We start from the raw sequence: 19,296 nt of genomic DNA, 5'->3' as shown, positions 1-19,296 counted from the left end.
ACCAGCGCCCCATTCCTGTTAACCAAACCCCACCAAGTCCTCACCGACCACGCCGAAAAAACCCACGGACACTAACCCACGAGAAGAGAACGCCAAGCCAACAGGGAAAAGCAGCGACTGAGCGGAGGAGAGGACTAGAGAACTAGAGAGTCTGCACATCTGCTTAGTGACAGGTGGCACTAGTGCTGCATCTACAACTAAGTCGGCAGCATGCCAACATGACAAGACTGCAACTTGGCCGGCCACAGCACCGCGGCACGCCAGCACGGACGGACAGTGAAAACGTCGAATACAGTGCGGGTAAACCGTCGGCTACAGCGGCCACTCAGTGTTGATGTGCTCCACACGCCCCTTCGAGCGCAGGAATTCTTCAAAATGGATCGCCCATTCACGGTGCGCACGCTTCTCAAAGGCATGGACCTCGGCGCCACTCATGGTGGTGATCTGCGGATACGCGCGAGCGATCGCTGCCAACAGATCTAAGGTCATGGCAACATCAACTTCCGCAGTGTGCGCGTTTTCATCCAGCGGCACCCCGTATGCCGGTGCGAGAATAGCCAACGTTCGTTTGCCCCTTCGATAGCGATTGAGCGCCCGATCCAGCACGAGCGGATCCAGCAACGGCGCGGGTTCGCCCCCTAACCGTTCCGCGAGCGAGCCCGCACCATGACGCCGCAGCTCAGCATCAAGCAAACTCACGTCATACGAACCATTAAACGCAACAACCGGGAAGCCGTTCGACCAGTGATCGACCAGCGCAGAGGCAACCTCGTCAAGCACTTCGACGATTGGGCGGCCATGCTCGCGCGCATACGCGGTCGAAATCCCGTGAACCTCCGACGCCCTCGCGGGAATCTCGATGCCAGGATCGGCCAGCCACGTGCGCACCTCGTCTCTTCCAGCGTCCATCACACCGTGCTCGCGACGTACGAGGGCGGCCGTGACAAGTCGGTCTTCATCGACATTGACGCCGGTTGTTTCGAGGTCAAAGCCAAGCCACGGCTCATCGGTCCACGTCATTTTCTGCTCCTTTTGTTGTGCTGCCCTTGGCGAGCTGATCCACCCGCTGACAGGTCGATCTGTCAGTCGCTTAGTTGTGCTGCCTGTCGATGTCCAGTGTGCACTGAAGCGTGGGCATTTGTGAACTATCCCCGTGCTGAGCTGCACTATCATGACAGCGCTCATGTGAATCGAACACTACATCCACCCGGACAGCTAGGATCGAAGTGTGAGCTATGAAGTTGAAATCGGCAGAGGAAAACGCGGCCGGCGAGCCTATTCGCTCGATGACATCGCACTGATCCCAGCCAGACGCACCCGCGATCCTGAGGACGTCAACGTCGGCTGGCAAATTGACGCGTACCACGTGGATATCCCGATCATGGCAGCGCCCATGGACTCGGTGATGAGTCCGAAAACCGCGATCGAGTTCGGCAAACTCGGTGGAATTGGCGTGCTCGACCTCGACGGTCTGTGGACCCGGTACGAGGACGCAGACGCCGTCCTGGAAGAAATTGAACAGCTGGATGAAGAACACTCGATTGCACGCCTGCAGCAGATTTACTCCGAACCGATCAAGCCTGAGCTCATCACCGCGCGCCTGCAGGAAATCCGCCAGGCCGGAGTGGTAGTCGCCGGCAAATTGTCTCCCCAACGCACTCAGCGCTACTGGCGCTCGGTGGTCGAAGCGGGCGTGGATCTCTTTGTCATTCGCGGAACCACCGTTTCCGCAGAACACGTGTCCTCTCACCACGAGCCGCTCAACCTCAAGCGCTTCATTTACGAGCTGGATGTGCCGGTCATCGTTGGCGGCGTGTGCACCACGACCGCTGCCCTGCACCTCATGCGTACCGGCGCAGCGGGGGTTTTGGTTGGCTTTGGTGGGGGAGCGGCACATTCGACGCGCCAGTCCCTGGGTGTTCATGCTCCCACCGCAACAGCGATCGCCGATGTTGCGGCCGCGCGACGTGACTACATGGATGAGTCGGGCGGCCGATATGTGCATGTCATCGCCGATGGTGGTATTGGGCGCTCAGGCGACGTGACTAAGGCGATTGCCTGCGGTGCAGATGCGGTGATGCTGGGCGCCGCTTTGGCTCGCGCTGAGGAGGCTCCGGGCCGCGGATGGCATTGGGGCTCCGAGGCCACCCACCCGGACATGCCCAGAGGCCACCGCGCCTACGTCGGCACAGTCGGCTCGATGAAACAGATCCTCTACGGCCCTTCCACCAGGGCGGACGGTTCACTGAACTTCGTAGGCGCGTTGCGGCGCACGATGGCGTCGACCGGATTTTCGGAAGTCAAGGATCTGCAGCGTGTCGAAGTTGTGGTCAGCCCCTATACGCCCTCGTAAGCGCCCGCGGGCCGCTAAGAGATACACGCGCCGCGCAGTGGGCGGCCAGCTCCTACGCCCCTCGTAAACGCCTGCGTGTCGTTATTAAGGCCTGCGCACGGAAGGCCGACCCTTGCATAGCCTCGTACACCCCTCCGCTGCTTGTTTCAGACAACAGGTATCGTTTCGAGACAGCAAGTCACCCTCGTCAGTAATTGACGAGGGTGACTGCGTGAGCTCGCCGGGCGAAAACTCGCATGTGAGACCCCTGAGGCACGGCGAGCGCTCCGTGAAGGAGCTTAGGGGTTAGTGTGAGCGGCGACGCGTGTACAGACCTGCGCCAGCGCCGAGCGTGACGAGCACAGCAGCTGCGGCCGCGAGCGGAACTGCGGTTGAGCCGGTGCGTGCCATTCCCGGACGGCTGGCAGCGTACTTCTTGTCGCCAGCATCGGTGCCTTGGCCCTTACCAGTGGTGTCGGGCTTGACCTGACCCTTACCGCCGGCAGGATCGGTGCCCTTTCCTTTGCCTTGGTCAGGGGTCTCTGACGTGGCGACGAATTGATTATCGACAGCCAGCGGCGCGGAATCAAAGCCAAGAGCATTGATCATCGTGTAGTACAGGTCGGACTGGTCGGTGCGACCCACAACGTTCTCAGCACCCGAGCCGGAGGCTGCGACGCGCAGCTGTGCACCGGTGTGTCCCTGGCCGCCGAGAGCCACGTCATCGTCGTTGCTTCCAGCGTTGGCGTAGTTGATCACCATGTCGGAGCCATCGGCTGTGCGCAGCTTGGTGGTGCGGCCGAATGTCTCGGTGCCCCCGCTGGTGATCTGGCTGGTATGCGCGTGATCAGCGGTTACCACAATCAAGGTCGGCTGGCCGCTGGTGGCGACCCAGTTCTGCGCCACCTGGATGGCCTGGTCGAGGTCGTCGAGCTCGCCGATCTGGCCGCATGCGTCAGCAGCATGATCGGCCTTGTCGATCGAGGCTGCCTCCACCTGCAGGAAGAAGCCCTTGTCGTTCTGCAGCAGGTTGATGGCCTTCTTAGTCATTGCTGCCAGTGTGGGGATCTCCGCGGTGCGCTCCGGGTTGAACTCACAGGACTGAGCCGTAAGCGAAGCGCCATCCGTGGTCGGAACCGTCTCGTTGAACATGCGGGGCATGTTGCCGGGGGAGAACAGTCCCAGAACAGGTGCATCCTGGTTGGCCTTGGTGACAGCATCAAGCTCATCGGCGGTGGTGACCACCTGGAAACCGTTGTCCCTGGCGTTGTCGACAACGGACTTGCCGGCAGTCCACTTCGTGGTGTCGCCCCATGTGCCGTCAACCTGAACTGTCTGGTCGAAGGCTTTTGCGCCACCGCCCAGTGTCACGTCAGCGCGCACGTCAACGAGCTGCTCGGAGATCGATCCGAGTCCGCCGTTTTCACGGAACTGCTTCAGGTACTCATCACCCTGGCAGGAGCTGCTGTTCTTGTCGTATTCAGGTCCGTAGCACTTGCGGTTCAGTGCGTGAACGGCAGCGCCGGCAGGTGTGGCGTCCTGGATTTCAGAGGTGGTGACGTTACCGGTCTTGTACCCGGCCGCTTTCGCCTTCTCCATCAGGTTTGACACAGCATTTCCCTGCAGGTCCACACCGATCGCGCCGTTGTAGGTCTTCGTGCCGGTCGACCATCCGGTTGCGGATGCAGCCGAGTCGGTCACGTAGTTGACTGTGCCGTCCTTATTGAGTGCGAAGTGCGTGTAGGAGCCTGTGTAGTCGAGATTGTCGACTCCGGGCAGGCGTCCGTTTGCACCGTACAGGTAGTTGCGCGCGGAGGTGATTTCCGAATCGCCCATGCCGTCTCCGATGAACAAGATGACGTTCTTGGCTTCGCCTTCAGAACCTGAACGCTGCGGGCCGTCTGCACCGTACTGTGAACATTCGCCGGCTGCGGGCACGTGAACCGTGCCGTCCTTTTCAACAATCCTGCAGGTGGTGAATGCATCCTGAGCGGGAACAGGCTTCGTCAACGTGCCTGTGGGCACGGCTGCGCGGGCGCTGGATCCGTTGCCTGCACGGTCCAGGTATGGGTTCATGTTCAGAGCATTGGCGATGGTGAAGAACAGGTCGGTTTGGTCGGTCTGACCCAGAACGTTTTCCTCACCCGGACCGAAAGCAGCGACGCGCAACTGAGCGCCCGTGTGCTGCTGCGACCCGCTGGCATTCGTACCATACGCGATGCTCATGGTGGAATTGTCAGCGGTGAGCAGGCGCGTCACCGGGGAGACGTTGTCGGAACCATCAGCCACGATCTGGCTGGTGTGAGAGTGATCAGCAGTGACAAGAACCAGTGTCTCGCCGTCCTTCTTAGCAAAGTCGAGAGCGACCTTGGTAGCTTCGTCGAGACGCTTAGTTTCACCAATCTGGCCGCATGCGTCTGACGCGTGGTCGCGCTTGTCGATGGAGGCAGACTCGATCTGGAGGAAGAAGCCCTTATCGTTGTCCTTGTTCAGGAGTTCGATAGCTTTGTCGGTCATGGCTTCCAGTTCAGGCTCAGTGCCGATGTCCTGCTTCGTGCACTGGATGGCCTCGCCCTTCGCTCCGCCAATCGTGGCCTGTGACGGCGCGAAGGTGGTCGTCATGTTGCTTGGTGCGAAGAGGCCCAGAACAGGGGTATCTTGGTTAGCTACGGTAACCTGATTCAGTTCGTCAGCGGTGGTCACCACCTGGTAGCCATTGTTCTTGGCATTGTCGAGGACGCTTGCGCCCTTCGTCCAGGTAGTGTTGTACTTCGCGCTACCGGTCAGGAACGGGTTCGTATTGCCGGAATCAGCCATGACCTCTGTGTCGAAGAATGATGCGCCACCGCCGAGGGTGATGTCGGCGCGGGTATCGATGAGCTGCTCGGAAATGGAGCCCAGGCCGCCGTTAACGCGCTGATCTTCGGGGCACTTCGCTTTCTTCTTGCCGGATGGGGCGTAGCACGAGCGTGACGCCACGTGTGCGCCCATGACGGCAGGTGTTGCGTCCTGGATCTCTGACGTCGTGATGTTACCGGTGCGCATGCCCTTGTTCTTCGCCACTTCGATGAGGTTGGCGACGGGCTGACCCTTGATGTCAACGCTGATCGCATTGTTGTAGGTCTTCGTGCCTGTTGCCCATGCGGTACCCGATGCAGCTGAGTCGGTGACGTAGTTGAACGAGCCGTCCTTGTTGACCGAGTGGTGAGTGTACAGTCCCTCACTGGTCAGCTCGTCGATTCCTTCGAAACGGCCGGCAGCGCCGACGAGGTAGTTACGAGCAGCGGTGATTTCCTGCTGGCCCATGCCGTCGCCGATGATGAGAATAACGTTCTTTGCGTGAGCGTCAGTGCGTCCCTGACCCTCCACACCGTATTGCGCGCAATCGCCCGGCTGCAGAGCAACAACGTTGCCATTGGAGTCGAATGCAGTGCATTGTTCTGGTTTGTTGGTCTCATGCGTCGTGGGGGAGTCGGCGACACCTGCCGCCATGCACAGGGGTGTCAGAACCAGAGCCAGAGCACCGGTTCCACACGCCAGACCCACGCGCCGATTACGACGTGAATGCATCTTCCTGCCTTCATCTGGAGGTGTTACTGGATGTTCTTCGCTGCGCACGCAAGGAAAGGCAGAAGCGTAACGACGAACTATCTGTAGCAAAGCAGCCCAACGCAACAGTTCGGTGACACCGTGTAACAGAAAGGTAAACACTTCAAAACTATGCAGGTCACCAAGTGCCGCCTGACGAATCTGATGACGCTATCATTCAAGAAAGAACGCTGGTCACGCGTCCAGATGCCGTCTGTTCGTGGCGGTCTGGACCCCTCGACCGTCGACGATGATTGATCAATCACATGCGGTGCGCGCGGTCAAGGGTGAGATGACTGAAAGGACATGAGATGCCGGTTCGTCGCAAGCGCGCGTCAATGGCTGATGTCGCCAAACTTGCGGGTGTTTCCCCGCAGACCGTTTCACGCGTCTCAAACGGCGAACCCTACGTTGTCGACGACAAACGCCAACGAGTCTTCGAAGCGATGAAAGAACTGGGATACAGACCCAACAGTGCGGCACGCGCCATGAAACGCGGCTCGTTCGACACCCTGGGAGTGGTGTACTACTCCCTGCACGACGTTGGGAACTACCGTTCCCTTGAAGCCATTTCAGAGGCGGCAGCTGAGCGCGGATACGCCACCACGTTGATACCGCTTCAGGCGTCGACTCGGCGCGCCACTGACGGCGCATTCACCAAACTCGGTGAGATGACTGTGGACGCTGCCATTGCCATTATCCCGTCACAATTCCAGGATGACGCGGCTCTCCACCTGCCGCAGGGCATCCCGCTGGTCGTCCTCGGGCCACGCCTGTGGGACGAGGCAAGCGCCGTTGACTTCGAACAAACGTCAGGCGTAAGCGACGCCATGCATCACCTGATTGATCTGGGACACCGGCGCATTGACCATATCAGCGGACCGACGGACTCCTATTCCGCGCAGGCGCGACGCCGCATCTATGAAGCGGTACTGTCCGAATCTAAACTTCCAGCAGGACGCATCTGGCGCGGTGACTGGAGTCCACAATCGGGCTATCAGGCGTGCAGCGCGTTGCTTGACGCGGTGTGTGAGAAGCGCACAGACATGCCGACCGCCATCTTCGTGGCCAACGACCAGATGGCGCTGGGAGCATTTCGCGCCCTGCTAGAACGCGGTCTGCGCGTTCCCGAGGACGTTTCGCTGATCGGTTTTGACAATATTGACGAGGCAGTGGAGTTCCCGACGCCGCTGACCACAGTCATTCAAGACTGGGACAAAGTGGGAGCCAATGCTGTTGACCTTGCTATTGAGATGCTCAACGGTGGCGCACCGACACTGCGTTCAGTCCCAACCCGCCTCATCGTCCGCCAGTCAACGGCAGAGCCAGGTGGACAAGGCCGCCCTCGTCAATAGCCTGTGCGCGACGGAGGAGCAAGCGTGCTCGGGCAGGTACGATCCGCGCGACGGCAGACTGTGCGAGGCGCTTCACCGACAGTCCCACGAAAGTCCCTCGCCGAAGCGGGCAATATGACGGACAATAGGAACGACATAGTTTTCCACCCAAGGAGCTTTCATGACTGAATACCGTATCGAGCACGACACGATGGGTGAGGTTCGCGTCCCCGCCGACGCACTCTACCGCGCGCAGACGCAGCGAGCAGTGGAGAACTTCCCGATCTCGGGTGAGCGGCTGAACTCCCACCACATTGCGGCTCTGGGCGAAATCAAGCGCGCAGCGGCGCTGGCCAACCTGGAGCTCGGCGTGATCGACCAGGAAACGTCGGATGCCATCGTTGCCGCCGCCGATGAGGTCATCGCCGGTCAGCACGACGACAACTTCCCGATCGACATCTTCCAGACCGGCTCGGGCACGTCGTCAAACATGAACACCAACGAGGTGATCGCCACGCTGGCAACCCGTGCCTCCGGTAAGGAGATTCACCCGAACGACCACGTCAACGCCTCGCAGTCCTCCAACGACGTGTTCCCCTCTTCGATCCATATCGCCGCATATCAGGCGGTCGTTGAGGTGCTGCAGCCAGGACTGAAGAAACTGCACGCCTCGCTGGACGCCAAGGCGAAAGAGTTTGCCAATATCGTCAAGTCGGGCCGCACCCACCTGATGGATGCCACACCGATCATGCTGGGCCAGGAATTCTCCGGATATGCAGCACAGATCTCGCACGGCCTGGATCGCATTGAAGCAGCGCTGCCCCGCCTGGCTGAATTGCCGCTGGGCGGTACGGCCGTAGGCACCGGCATCAACACGCCGGAGGGCTTCTCGGCTCGAGTGATCGAACTGATCGCCGAGCACACCGGTTTGCCATTGCGCGAAGCAGACAACCACTTCGAGGCTCAGGCCGCTCAGGATTCGCTGGTCGAACTGTCGGGTGCGCTGCGCACGGTTGCTGTGTCGCTGGTGAAGATCGCCAACGATCTGCGGTGGATGGGCTCCGGCCCGCGCGCCGGTATTGGTGAGATTCACCTGCCCGACTTGCAGCCAGGCTCCTCAATCATGCCCGGCAAGGTCAATCCGGTTCTGCCTGAAGCAACTGTGCAGGTTGCCGCTCAGGTCATTGGCAACGATGCGGCGATCACGTTTGCCGGTTCGCAGGGCAACTTCGATCTGCTGGTGATGCTGCCCGTGATGGCCGCCAATCTGCTGCAGTCGATCAACATCGTGGGCAACGTGACGGCAGTACTGGCCGAACGCTGCATTGACGGCATCGTGGCGGACGAAGAGCGCTGTCTGACGCTGGCGCAGTCCTCACCGTCAATCGTGACGCCGCTGAACCGCCTGATCGGATACGAAAACGCTGCCAAGATCGCGAAGCACTCCGTCAAGAAGGGCATCACAGTGCGTGAGGCAGCCCTTGACCTGGGATTCGTGGAGCGTGGTGAGCTGACCGAAGAACAGCTGGACAAGGCTCTGGATGTTCACTCAATGACCGGTTCATTCTGATTCGTTGGTGAATCACACTGACTGAAGTCAGGAACGAGGGCGGCTCTGCTGAGTCGCCCTCGTTTTGTTGTCTGCGTGGCAGCTGAATCGCCGAGTGGTCGCATGCAAGCGACCACTCGGCAAAACCCCCGGCATCATCTGGCGTCATCCCGGTACTATCCCGGCAGCATCAGGAGACGGTACTGTGTCCGATGAGCATGACGAAGCGCCATGATTTCTCGCGCCTGCCCTGCGAAAGGACTAGCATGGAACGCGTCCTACCGACAGGTCAATTACCGTGCGGGTCTTGAGGAGAACACGTGCCCCCACCGAATCAGAAAGTGACATTCCAGCAGGCACGAGCAGCCCGCCTGGCTGTCGCCGCGCTGTTCTTCACGAACGGTGCCCTTTTTTCGAACCTGATACCCAGGTACCCTGAAATCAAAGACATCTTCGCGCTGTCTGATTCAATTTACGGTCTGACCATCGCACTGTTCCCACTGGGAGCAATCTGCGCAGGACCACTGGCGGGAGCGTTCATCCGCCGCTTTTCATCCGCTCGCACAGCATGCCTGGGAACCGTGGGGATCGGTGTATTCCTCTCAATCGTCGGACTGATCGCCACGTGGCGCGCTTCCCTTGGCGCGCAGGCAACCGGAACAACACTGGCCACTGCCGTCTACATACTGTACGCCGTCATGTTTTTCTCTGGCGGCGCGTTCGACTCCGTGACCGACGTGGGACAAAATGCCCACGGCCTGCGTGTACAGAAACTCTATGGGCGTTCCATCATTAATTCCTTCCACGCGGCGTGGTCCATCGGTGCAGTGGCTGGCGGCCTCATGGGCTCCCTCGCCACCTCGCTGCACATTCCGCTGGGCTGGCACCTGACCGGCTCATCACTGATCTTCATCATTGTCGGATTCACTGCGTACCGCTTCACCCTTCCCGGTAGCGATGACGTACCGGAGCGTATCGAACGCATCACCGACGCCGAATCAATGACATTGTCGGGACGCACAACACCGGGAGGCCCCGATATCGCCAGTGACCAAGCGGAATCAACTCAGACGCAGCAGGTACGTCCGGTGGCCGTCAGCACTCTTGTTGCCATCACAACGCTGACATTCCTGTCGATCTCAGGAACGCTGGTTGAAGACGCCGGAAACGCGTGGTCCGCTCTGATTATGCGCGACTATCTGGGGATCCCCGGTGGAGCTGCAGGACTCGCGTTTGTCGTGCTGCTCTTCTCGCAGGCCATCGGCCGAATCGTTGCTGACAAAGTGATCGACGCGATCGGTGCGCGCGGGACGAGTTTCATAGGCGGTGCCATGGTGCTTGTCGGCGGTGTTGTTGCCTTCGTCTACCCGCATGTGGCCACGATGATCCTCGCGATGGTTCTTGCCGGTGCGGGATGCTCGGCAATTGTGCCAATCGCCATGAACGCGGCAGACAACATTCCCAGGATGAAAACAGGTAGTGGACTGACAATCGTGACGTGGTTGATGCGCTTGGCGTTTCTGCTGTCGCCGCCGATCATGGGCATGATTGTTGAAGCTACTTCGTTGCGGGCAGTGCTGGCCGTGCTTGCCGTCAGTGGCGCATTGACATTGGCGACGGCGTGGATCATTGCCCCTCGCGATCGACGAGGGCGACTGAGCTAAGCCGCCGCACTTCCAGCGAAGCGCCTGTGCCTCTCAGTGAGCAGCAGCGCTGGGCGCGGCTCAGTCAGAGTCAGAATTAGAGTCAGAATCCACGTCAGATTCTGATGCCACAGCTGCGCGTGCCGCAGACTTCGCTCCAGCACGCGCCAACCATTGCACCAGTGCAGCGGTGAACAGACCCATGCAGATCAGGATCAGGACAAAAGAAGAAAAATCGTCGCCCATAAACAACAACGTCATGATGATTGCAATGGAGTGGACGGCACAGATGATACCGGCGGCACCGACCAGTGGCCACGCTGCACGATGAGCGGCACGCCATGCGCTTTCGCTGACGCGCGCTTCTTCAATCGGGATACCCCACGATGATCCCATGGGGAGGCCAGGGCGTCGAATACGCCGGGCCTGGTTGATAAGGTAGCCGCCGGCAGCCAGCAAAATAGCCGCGCTGACCCACGCGAAGATGGTGAAAACAGCTAGAGCCATGTCTCCGTACTTTCTGTATCAATGCGCAGGGCAGCGATCACATCTGTGCGCAGCACCATCGGTTCATCGTTCCTCCTCCGAATATCAGAGGAAGGGAATCCGGTCACGCCCCGAGGAGCCAGATCCGAGAGGAATACCTCAGACATGTCTCCTCAGGAGCGCTTCCGGAAACCTGTTCTTTCAGTCGTGCTGAGCCAGGCTCAGAGCCTGACGTGCAATCGCCAGCTCCTCGTTGGTGGGGTAGCACAAAACGGTGACTGACGAATCAGGGTGTGACAGGACGATCGGAGCCTTGACATGCCAGTTTTCCCAGTTCAGATCATGGTTGATCTTCACACCGAACGGTGCGAGGGCATCACATAGCTCTTCACGCACGCCCGGATCGTTTTCGCCAATGCCAGCGGTAAACGTCAAGGCGTCCAGTCCGCCCAGCTCCGTCCAGTACGCGCCCACATACTTTACCAGGCGATGAATGTACACATCCATGCCCGCGCGTGCGCGCTTGGAAATCTCCTCAGGACCGTTTTCAATGAGCTCCCAGTTGGTGCGCATGTCAGCTTCGCCGGTCATGCCCTTCATGCCGGAGCGCTTGTTGAGGAATTCGTCAACCTGATCGACTGTCATGCCAGCTTCGCGCTGCAGGTGGAACACAACAGCTGGATCGATGTCGCCTGAACGAGTGCCCATCACCAGGCCCTCCAGAGGCGTCAATCCCATCGAGGTGTCGATCGCGCGCCCGCTGTCCACGGCCGAGGCCGACGCGCCGTTGCCCAGGTGCAGCACAATCTGCTTGAGGTCATCGCGGCCCAGCATCTTGGAAACCTCTTCGGAGACGAACTGGTGAGACGTGCCATGAGCACCATAGCGGCGAATACCGTACTGGCGGGCAACATCGCGGTCAATCGCATACATTGCCGACGCCTCGGGCAGATGCTGGAAGAACGCGGTGTCAAAGACTGCCACGTGCGGCACGTCGGGCATCAGCTCACGCGCAACATCGATGCCTTTGAGGTGTGCAGGGTTGTGCAACGGTGCCAGTGTGCACAGCTTTTCAATCAACGCGCGCACATGATCGTCCACCAGTGCGGGCCCATCGAAGTAGGATCCGCCCTGCACGATTCGGTGGCCGACGGCCACAATCCCAGCTTCAGCAAGCGTGGGGCCAACCTCGTCAAAAATGGCGAGAACCTTCTGCAGCCCATCACCGTGATCGGGGACCGGCTCTTTACGAACGAGTTCCTCGCCCGCATGCTTGTGCGTGATGATGCCGACCGGCTCACCGATTCGTTCGACGATTCCTTTGGCGAGGACGTCTCCCGACACGGGGTTGATCAGCTGATATTTAATGGAGGACGATCCGGAGTTGATGACCAGAACTGTGGACACGCGGGTGGCCTTTCGTTGGAAGTTTCCGTAAATAGTGACAAATGGGATCTGGTGGTGCGCCTGGAGTGGCGGCGCACCACCTGACTACTGCTCAGCCTTGTGCCTGGACAGCGGTCAGAGCGATGGTGTTGACGATGTCTTCCACCAAAGCTCCTCGAGACAAATCGTTGACGGGCTTGTTCAGGCCCTGCAGCACCGGGCCGACAGCCACGGCGCCAGACGAGCGCTGGACGGCCTTGTAGCCGATATTGCCGGCATTCAGTGACGGGAAGATGAACACGTTCGCCTTGCCGGCAACATCAGAATCGGGCGCCTTCTTGGCGGCAACCGCCGGATCCACCGCAGCATCGAACTGAATCGGGCCTTCGATGGCCAGCTCGGGGGCCTTTTCTCGGGCAAGACGCGTGGCCTCCACAGTTGCGTCGATATCGGGGCCGGAGCCGGACGTGCCCGTCGAGTAGGACAGCATTGCGACGCGCGGTTCCACGCCGAATTGCTCGGCAGTCTTAGCCGATGAAATCGCGATGTCAGCGATCTGTTCTGGCGTGGGGTTCGGGTTGACAGCGCAGTCGCCAAAGACCCACACGCGATCCTTCATCAGCATGAGGAACACGGAGGAAACGATCGACACGCCCGGTGCCGTCTTGATGATTTGGAAGGAGGGCACAATTGTGTGAGCCGTGGTGTGAGCTGCACCGGACACCATGCCGTCAGCATCGCCCATGTGCACCATCATCGTGCCGAAGTAGGACACGTCGCGGATTTTCTCGCGGGCCTGCTCAATGGTGATGCCCTTCTTAGCGCGCAGGCGAGCAAATTCTTCGGCGTACTTTTCCACCAGTTCAGCATCGTCGAGTGCCACTACTCGCGCGGCTGCGATATCAAGGTTGAGCTGCTGTGCGCGCTCGCGGATGGCAGCTTCATCGCCCAGCAGAATAATGTCGGCAATGCCCAGTTCGAGCACCTCAGCAGCCGCCTGCAGGACGCGATCGTCATCAGGCTCAGGAAGGACGATGCGCTGGCGATCCGCGCGGGCACGATCAATGAGGTCAGCCTGGAATGACACGGGGGTCACGACACCTGCCAGTTTTGCCGAGGTAATCTGCTCCACGGTGTTCTGGTCGAGGCGGTCCGAAATGACGGGGATCTGCTCGCATGAAACGGATTCGGCGCGCACACCCGGTACGATCAGTGCCACGACTTGTGCGTGGTGGGCTCTGGCGCGAGCGCATGCCGCCTGGGCCTGCACGCTCACGAGGTCAGCAGGGACGCCCTCGGCATCGAGGACGAGGATGACGCGCGCACCTACGGAGGCTGCGACGTCAAGGCTCCATCCGATTGAATCGAAAGTGGGCACTGCGGAAAAGTCTGCATGTTCGAGCAGGGTTACGTCGGATGAATCGGCGCGAACGGCGTTGATGACGTGAGCGAAAGCTGAAGCGGAGTCCTGCGCAACCTCTGTGATGGAAGTGTCCAGGAGGGTGTCTGCACGGGTCACTGAGTGGTCCTTTTCCAGTGCAGATACGAGGTCATCGCATATCTGTGTAGCGTTGACGGTAGGTTCGGGTTGAATGACGAGGTAGCGGTCGGTCACTGTCTCTCCTAGCTCTACTACGAGGAAGTCCCTCACCGGATTCGCGACGACGGGACACTGGTTTCATGGTATCGCCGCGAGCGTGACCCATGCCGTAATCTTGGGGCAAAACGTTGTGGATGTGCCCACGTTTGGGGCACTTCAGTGGTGTGCGTCTCCTTTTGAGGTCTTTGTGATGGATGTGTGCGCGACGCATGGATTGTTCGTGTGTGCTGCCTTGTTCAGGTGGCGTGCACGGTGCCGACTCTGTCACTTGATGTGGCGCAGTAGGTGTGACGAGGCAGAGCCGATACAGTAAAGGCAATGAATACATCTGAAGCCGGCTCCGAGCACGGTCGGACGCATCCGCTTGATCGTCGCGCGAACGCGATACTGCGAACCGCGACGATTATTTTGACGTGCCTCGGCGTGGTGACGATGGTGGTCTTCACGCTGTTCGACCATCCGCATCGGGCGGTGGTTGTGCTGATTGTGATGTTGTATGCCTTTGCTGTAACGCGGGCGATATGGCCGACTCCTGTGTGGTTCGGCTCGCGTCGCCGCTTCTTCGACGTCGCGTTGTACGCCGGTTTGGCGAGCGCCATCTGGTTCCTCTCGCCCTTTACTGCGACCGTCGCCAGCTAGGTGTGGCGAGCTCCGCCAGTCGGATTCCTTCGCCACTGAAAGCTCGGGTTCTGCAGCCCTGGCCAGCTAGATTTGATGTGCCCCGTCGGCTCACTTCTGCAACTGTCTCCAGCTCAGGCCCAGCATCCCTCGGCAAAATCTTTGCCTGCCCAGGCCCTGCACTCATCGTCACAATCTTCGCTTGTCAAAGCCCTGCATCCCTCGCCAGAAATCACACCAGCCCGGGTGCCACGCGCGAAGCCGGCCATCGAGAGCAAAAATCTGCCAGAGTGCTGAAAGATATCTCGATATCGAGTAATCTTCTTTTTAGGTGAACCACATCACCGCGCGCGCTGCAGATGGCGTGCTGATTGCGAAGATCTGAAGACCGTAAGGAGCAGTCCGACAATGTCAACCATTAAGGTACAAGGACCAATCGTCGAACTTGACGGCGATGAAATGACACGGATCATCTGGCAATTCATCAAAGATCGCCTCATCCACCCGTACTTGGACGTCGACTTGCGCTACTACGACCTGTCGATCCAGAACCGCGATGCCACCGACGACCAGGTGACGATCGATGCAGCGCACGCTATCCAGGAACACGGTGTCGGCGTCAAATGCGCCACCATCACTCCTGACGAGGCGCGTGTCGAAGAATTCGGTTTGAAGAAGATGTGGCGTTCTCCCAACGGCACGATTCGCAACATCCTCGGTGGCGTCATTTTCCGCGAACCCATCATCATCTCGAACGTTCCGCGCCTTGTTCCTGGATGGACCAAGCCAATCGTTGTGGGACGTCACGCATTTGGCGATCAGTACCGCGCAACAGACTTCAAGATCCCCTCGGCCGGCACGGTCACGATTACCTTTACCCCTGAAGACGGATCTGAGCCCATCGAACATGAGGTCGTCAAGGTGCCCGAGGGTGGCGGCGTTGCCATGGGCATGTACAACTTCAACGAATCGATTGCCGACTTTGCGCGCGCCTCATTCGCATACGGACTGCAGCGCGGATACCCCGTCTACCTGTCAACGAAGAACACCATTTTGAAGGCCTACGATGGGGCATTCAAAGACATCTTCCAGGACATTTTCGACCACGAATTCAAGGCCGAGTTTGAAAAAGCAGGACTGACGTACGAGCACCGTCTGATCGACGACATGGTCGCCTCGTCACTGAAATGGGAAGGCGGATACATCTGGGCGTGTAAGAACTATGACGGAGACGTCCAATCCGACACCGTTGCACAGGGATTCGGCTCCCTGGGCCTCATGACGTCAGTTCTGCTCACCCCAGATGGCAAGACGATGGAGGCCGAGGCCGCTCACGGAACAGTCACGCGCCACTACCGTCAGCATCAGGCTGGCAAGCCGACTTCCACCAACCCGATTGCCTCGATTTTCGCGTGGACCCGAGGCCTGGCACACCGCGGCAAGCTGGACTCAACGCCGGAAGTGACCGAGTTTGCGCAGACCCTTGAAGACGTCGTCATCAAGACTGTCGAGGGCGGCCAAATGACGAAGGATCTGGCACGACTGATCGGACCGGATCAGCAGTGGTTGACAACGGAAGAGTTCCTGACAGCTCTGGACGAAAACTTGCAGGCGCGATTGAAGTAGCTCGTAGCTGTTACCTGAAGGAGCGGCGCAGTGTCCACGGCAGATGCTGCGCCGCTCTTTCATGCGGTGTGTCGATGTAAGCGGCGGCCTGTCGTGTAGGTGTGCATAGTCGGTGTCCTGTGCTGGTGTGCATAGTCGGTGTCCTGTGCTGGTGTGCATAGTCGGTGCACTCGCGCGCAGTCCTCGTCTACTACGCATTGTTGGCGCCCTCCCATATACTCACCTGTCGATCTGATGCGAGACCACTCCTCCCATCCCCGTCACTTACACAACTGTCGATCTGATGCGAGACCATTCCACCCATCCCCTCCACTTACACAACTGTCGATCTGGGCGGCTGAACTGGTAACTCTTTTTCAGGCGAACCGCTCTGAACTGCATCGATGGTGATGAAAGCTGATCAGGTCACCCTCGTACCTCGTCCTGATCGACAGAAGGGGGCGAAGGGGGCGAAGGGGGCGAAGAGGGCAAAGAGAAGGAGAGGGGTGAAAAGGGCAACGGCGTGAGGGGGCAGGGGAATGAAGAGGGGCGAGGGGGGGAAAGTGAGGGGGAAAGAAACGGGCGAAGGGAGGAACGCGTGTCGCAATGGTGAAGCGAGAATTCACTGGCGCCGCGTTGGCCGTCACTGACACGATGAGCGGGCAATTGCGAGATGCCCCATCGGGCCAATTGACGGTAGTCTAGTTACGGGCATGCTGAACTTCGTGACCTGCGAGGCCAGCAACGCAGATGCACCGGTACGATTTTGGAGGAACTTCATGTCGACTGAGCCAACCAGCACCGAGGCAATGACCCTCGATAATTCGTCGAATACGCATGATCCCAATACGCCGCAGGTCGACACAGATCCTGATGCTCCGCGAATCGGCGTCCTCACGTCTGGTGGTGACGCTCCAGGAATGAACGGAGCCGTGCGCGCCGTTGTTCGCAGCTGCCTGGCCCGCGGGGCGCACCCCTACGCCATTATGGAAGGGTGGGCAGGTGCTGTCAGCGGCGGAGACGCCATCAAGGAAATGGGATGGTCAGACGCGTCAGGCATCCTCGCTGAAGGCGGAACCATCATCGGCACAGCACGGTGCGACGAATTCCGCGAGTACGAGGGGCGCCACCGCGCAGTCCTGAACCTTGTCAGGAACGGAATCGACCGGCTCGTCACCATCGGCGGCGACGGCTCCCTGTCAGGCTCAGAAGAATTTCAGGACGAGTGGCCCCAACACATCCGTGAGCTTCGCGACGAGGGGGAAATCAGCGATGAGGACGCCCGCCGCCATGAGTACCTTCGGGTGGTCGGCCTGGTTGGATCCATCGACAACGACCTGGTCGGCACAGATATGACGATCGGTGCGGACACCGCGCTGCACCGCATCATCGACGCCATCGATCACATATCCTCCACCGCGGCATCGCACCAACGTACCTTCATCATCGAAGTAATGGGCAGGCATTGCGGGTACCTCCCGCTCATGTCGGCAGTGGCAGGCGGCGCGGATTATGTATTCACGCCGGAAAACCCGGCAGGCCCCGGCTGGCAGGAAGACATGTGCTCCAAGCTCCTCGCAGGACGTGCAGCCGGACGACGCGAATCGATGATCCTCGTCGCAGAAGGAGCCACCGACCAAGACGGCGAACCAATCACCACGCAAAACGTGGCCGACGCGTTACGTGAAGGAACAGGCGAAGACCCCCGCATCACAATCCCGGGCCACACTCAGCGAGGCGGATCACCCTCGGCATACGACCGTTGGATGTCGACACTGCTCGGATACGCAGCCGTCCAGGAACTTGTGAAAGCAGGCGACGATTTTTCCCCATGTGTGCTGGGCGTGCGCCACAATCGCGTCACTCGTATTCCGCTCACCAGAGCAATTAAACGCACACGCTCCGTCAAAGCGATGATCGCGGCTGGCGACTACACGGCAGCGCAGCAGGCGCGAGGTTCCTCGTTCTCAACCATGCTGGAAGTCAATGAGATACTGTCAGCGCCTCCGGTTGACATCACGATTGCAGACGACGCGAAACGAGTCGCGATCCTGCATGTCGGCGGACTGGCACCTGGTATGAACACTGCAGCTCGCGCAGCGGTTCGTCTGGGTATCGCACGAGGCTGGCGGATGCTGGGCGTTGACGGATCATGGTCAGGCCTGATGGATGGGAGAGTCCGCGATCTCACGTGGTCTGACGTAGAAGGCTGGGCCTTCCACGGTGGAGCGGAGCTGGGCACTCGCCGCGCGATTCCGACAGTGGAACAGTTCTATGAGATTGGCCGTGCAATCGAACGCAACCGCATCGACGCCCTCGTCATTATCGGAGGACTGAACGCGTACCTGGCAGTCCAACATATGACTGCTGAGCGGGTACGATACCCAGCGTTCAAGATTCCGATGATCCTGGTGCCGGCCTCAATTGACAACAATCTTCCCGGCGCGGAGCTGTCTATTGGTGCTGACACCGCGCTGAACAATGCTGTGTGGGCGCTGGACCGTATCAAGGAATCGGCTGCCGCGTCGAGGCGCTGCTTTGTTGCCGAGACGATGGGCAGGCGTTGCGGCTACCTCACCCTCATGGCCGCGATGGCGACCGGCGCCGAATACGCCTACATCCATGAGCGCAATTTCGACTTGGCCGATCTGGACAAGGACGCCAAGCGCATGCGCAGAGCGTTCGAAGAAGGTCGGCGCCTGTTCCTGGTGGTTGTCAATGAAGAAGTGTCCGCGCATTATGACCGAGAATTCCTCGCCTCAGTGTTCGAAGCTGAAGGTCAAGGGCTTTTCGACGTGCGTGACTCCGCCCTCGGCCATCTGCAGCAGGGAGGAGCACCGACTCCCTTTGACCGACTGCTCGCCACAAGGCTCGTGTATTACGCATTGAAGCACCTGGCTGAACAGTTTGATGCTGATGACCACCGCGCGGTCTATATCGGGATGATTGAAAACGACATTGAGGCGCGGCCGGTAGAATCAATGTCAGCTGATTTGGACTCTGAGAACCGCAGGCCAATTGAACAATGGTGGCTCGAACTGCTGCCCGTGCTGTCTGCCGTATCCTTGGAGCATTCAGATACACCACTGGCCGACGTGTCGATCTCGCTGGCTGAGCCTGTTCCAGCTGATGGCGAGTGAGCGCTGCGGCACTGT

General features: G+C 59.6%; 14 protein-coding genes. 8 read left to right on the top strand and 6 right to left on the bottom strand.

Annotated features, from left to right (window positions below; all coding sequences use genetic code 11):
- Nucleotides 1-312 precede the first annotated feature (312 nt).
- Nucleotides 313-1,020: an exonuclease domain-containing protein gene (locus tag AC1DA5_RS09870; protein WP_092648760.1), complete on the bottom strand. Its 708-nt coding sequence runs from the start codon at nucleotides 1,018-1,020 to the stop codon at nucleotides 313-315.
- 208 nt (nucleotides 1,021-1,228) lie between these two features.
- Here AC1DA5_RS09870 and AC1DA5_RS09865 point away from each other — a divergent pair, with 208 nt between their 5' ends.
- The gene (locus tag AC1DA5_RS09865; protein WP_092648759.1) at nucleotides 1,229-2,353 is read left to right on the top strand and encodes a GuaB3 family IMP dehydrogenase-related protein; all 1,125 of its coding nucleotides are present in this window, start codon (nucleotides 1,229-1,231) and stop codon (nucleotides 2,351-2,353) included.
- Nucleotides 2,354-2,638: 285 nt separating this feature from the next.
- On the opposite strand, the gene phoA is transcribed toward AC1DA5_RS09865, so the two are convergent.
- The gene (gene phoA / locus AC1DA5_RS09860) at nucleotides 2,639-5,902 is read right to left on the bottom strand and encodes an alkaline phosphatase (protein WP_092648758.1); all 3,264 of its coding nucleotides are present in this window, start codon (nucleotides 5,900-5,902) and stop codon (nucleotides 2,639-2,641) included.
- 150 nt (nucleotides 5,903-6,052) lie between these two features.
- On the opposite strand from phoA, the gene AC1DA5_RS09855 reads away from it, so the two are divergent.
- The 4 genes from AC1DA5_RS09855 (at nucleotide 6,053) to AC1DA5_RS09840 (ending at nucleotide 10,467) form a co-directional block, all read left to right on the top strand.
- Nucleotides 6,053-6,178 carry a hypothetical protein gene (locus AC1DA5_RS09855; RefSeq protein ID WP_480290087.1) on the top strand — a complete coding sequence of 42 codons (126 nt, stop codon included), beginning with the start codon at nucleotides 6,053-6,055 and terminating at the stop codon, nucleotides 6,176-6,178.
- Nucleotides 6,179-6,231: 53 nt separating this feature from the next.
- Nucleotides 6,232-7,275, top strand: a complete 1,044-nt coding sequence (locus AC1DA5_RS09850; RefSeq protein ID WP_092648757.1) for a LacI family DNA-binding transcriptional regulator — start codon at nucleotides 6,232-6,234, stop codon at nucleotides 7,273-7,275.
- 160 nt (nucleotides 7,276-7,435) lie between these two features.
- The gene (locus AC1DA5_RS09845; RefSeq protein WP_058237111.1) at nucleotides 7,436-8,824 is read left to right on the top strand and encodes a class II fumarate hydratase; all 1,389 of its coding nucleotides are present in this window, start codon (nucleotides 7,436-7,438) and stop codon (nucleotides 8,822-8,824) included.
- Between the two features lie 299 nt (nucleotides 8,825-9,123).
- Nucleotides 9,124-10,467 (top strand): MFS transporter, encoded by a 1,344-nt coding sequence (locus tag AC1DA5_RS09840; RefSeq protein ID WP_092648756.1) that lies wholly within the window; start codon nucleotides 9,124-9,126, stop codon nucleotides 10,465-10,467.
- A 60-nt stretch (nucleotides 10,468-10,527) separates the two neighbouring features.
- Here the strand turns inward: AC1DA5_RS09840 and AC1DA5_RS09835 are convergent, their stop codons facing one another.
- The 4 genes from AC1DA5_RS09835 to pta all read right to left on the bottom strand — a co-directional run bounded on the left by AC1DA5_RS09835 (nucleotide 10,528) and on the right by pta (nucleotide 13,933).
- Nucleotides 10,528-10,953 carry a hypothetical protein gene (locus AC1DA5_RS09835; RefSeq protein ID WP_092648755.1) on the bottom strand — a complete coding sequence of 142 codons (426 nt, stop codon included), beginning with the start codon at nucleotides 10,951-10,953 and terminating at the stop codon, nucleotides 10,528-10,530.
- The gene (locus AC1DA5_RS09830) at nucleotides 10,944-11,099 is read right to left on the bottom strand and encodes a hypothetical protein (protein WP_157886380.1); all 156 of its coding nucleotides are present in this window, start codon (nucleotides 11,097-11,099) and stop codon (nucleotides 10,944-10,946) included. Before AC1DA5_RS09830 ends, AC1DA5_RS09835 begins: the two co-directional genes overlap by 10 nt.
- A 34-nt stretch (nucleotides 11,100-11,133) precedes the next feature.
- Nucleotides 11,134-12,339, bottom strand: coding sequence for an acetate/propionate family kinase (locus AC1DA5_RS09825; RefSeq protein ID WP_058237108.1), 1,206 nt, complete (start codon nucleotides 12,337-12,339; stop codon nucleotides 11,134-11,136).
- Nucleotides 12,340-12,430: 91 nt separating this feature from the next.
- Nucleotides 12,431-13,933: a phosphate acetyltransferase gene (pta, locus tag AC1DA5_RS09820; RefSeq protein WP_092648754.1), complete on the bottom strand. Its 1,503-nt coding sequence runs from the start codon at nucleotides 13,931-13,933 to the stop codon at nucleotides 12,431-12,433.
- A 303-nt stretch (nucleotides 13,934-14,236) separates the two neighbouring features.
- Here pta and AC1DA5_RS09815 point away from each other — a divergent pair, with 303 nt between their 5' ends.
- From AC1DA5_RS09815 to AC1DA5_RS09805, 3 genes are all read left to right on the top strand, one after another.
- A complete protein-coding gene (locus tag AC1DA5_RS09815) occupies nucleotides 14,237-14,557 on the top strand; it encodes a DUF3017 domain-containing protein (protein WP_058237106.1) in 321 nt (106 codons plus the stop codon).
- Nucleotides 14,558-14,944: 387 nt separating this feature from the next.
- Complete coding sequence (locus AC1DA5_RS09810; protein ID WP_070724904.1) at nucleotides 14,945-16,162, top strand: NADP-dependent isocitrate dehydrogenase; 1,218 nt, start codon at nucleotides 14,945-14,947, stop codon at nucleotides 16,160-16,162.
- Nucleotides 16,163-16,920: 758 nt separating this feature from the next.
- Complete coding sequence (locus AC1DA5_RS09805) at nucleotides 16,921-19,281, top strand: 6-phosphofructokinase (RefSeq protein ID WP_257590293.1); 2,361 nt, start codon at nucleotides 16,921-16,923, stop codon at nucleotides 19,279-19,281.
- The last annotated feature ends 15 nt before the right edge of the window (nucleotides 19,282-19,296 follow it).

This window comes from Pauljensenia sp. C0254C2, from assembly GCF_056583835.1.
This window is presented reverse-complemented; position numbering and strand designations above follow the sequence as displayed.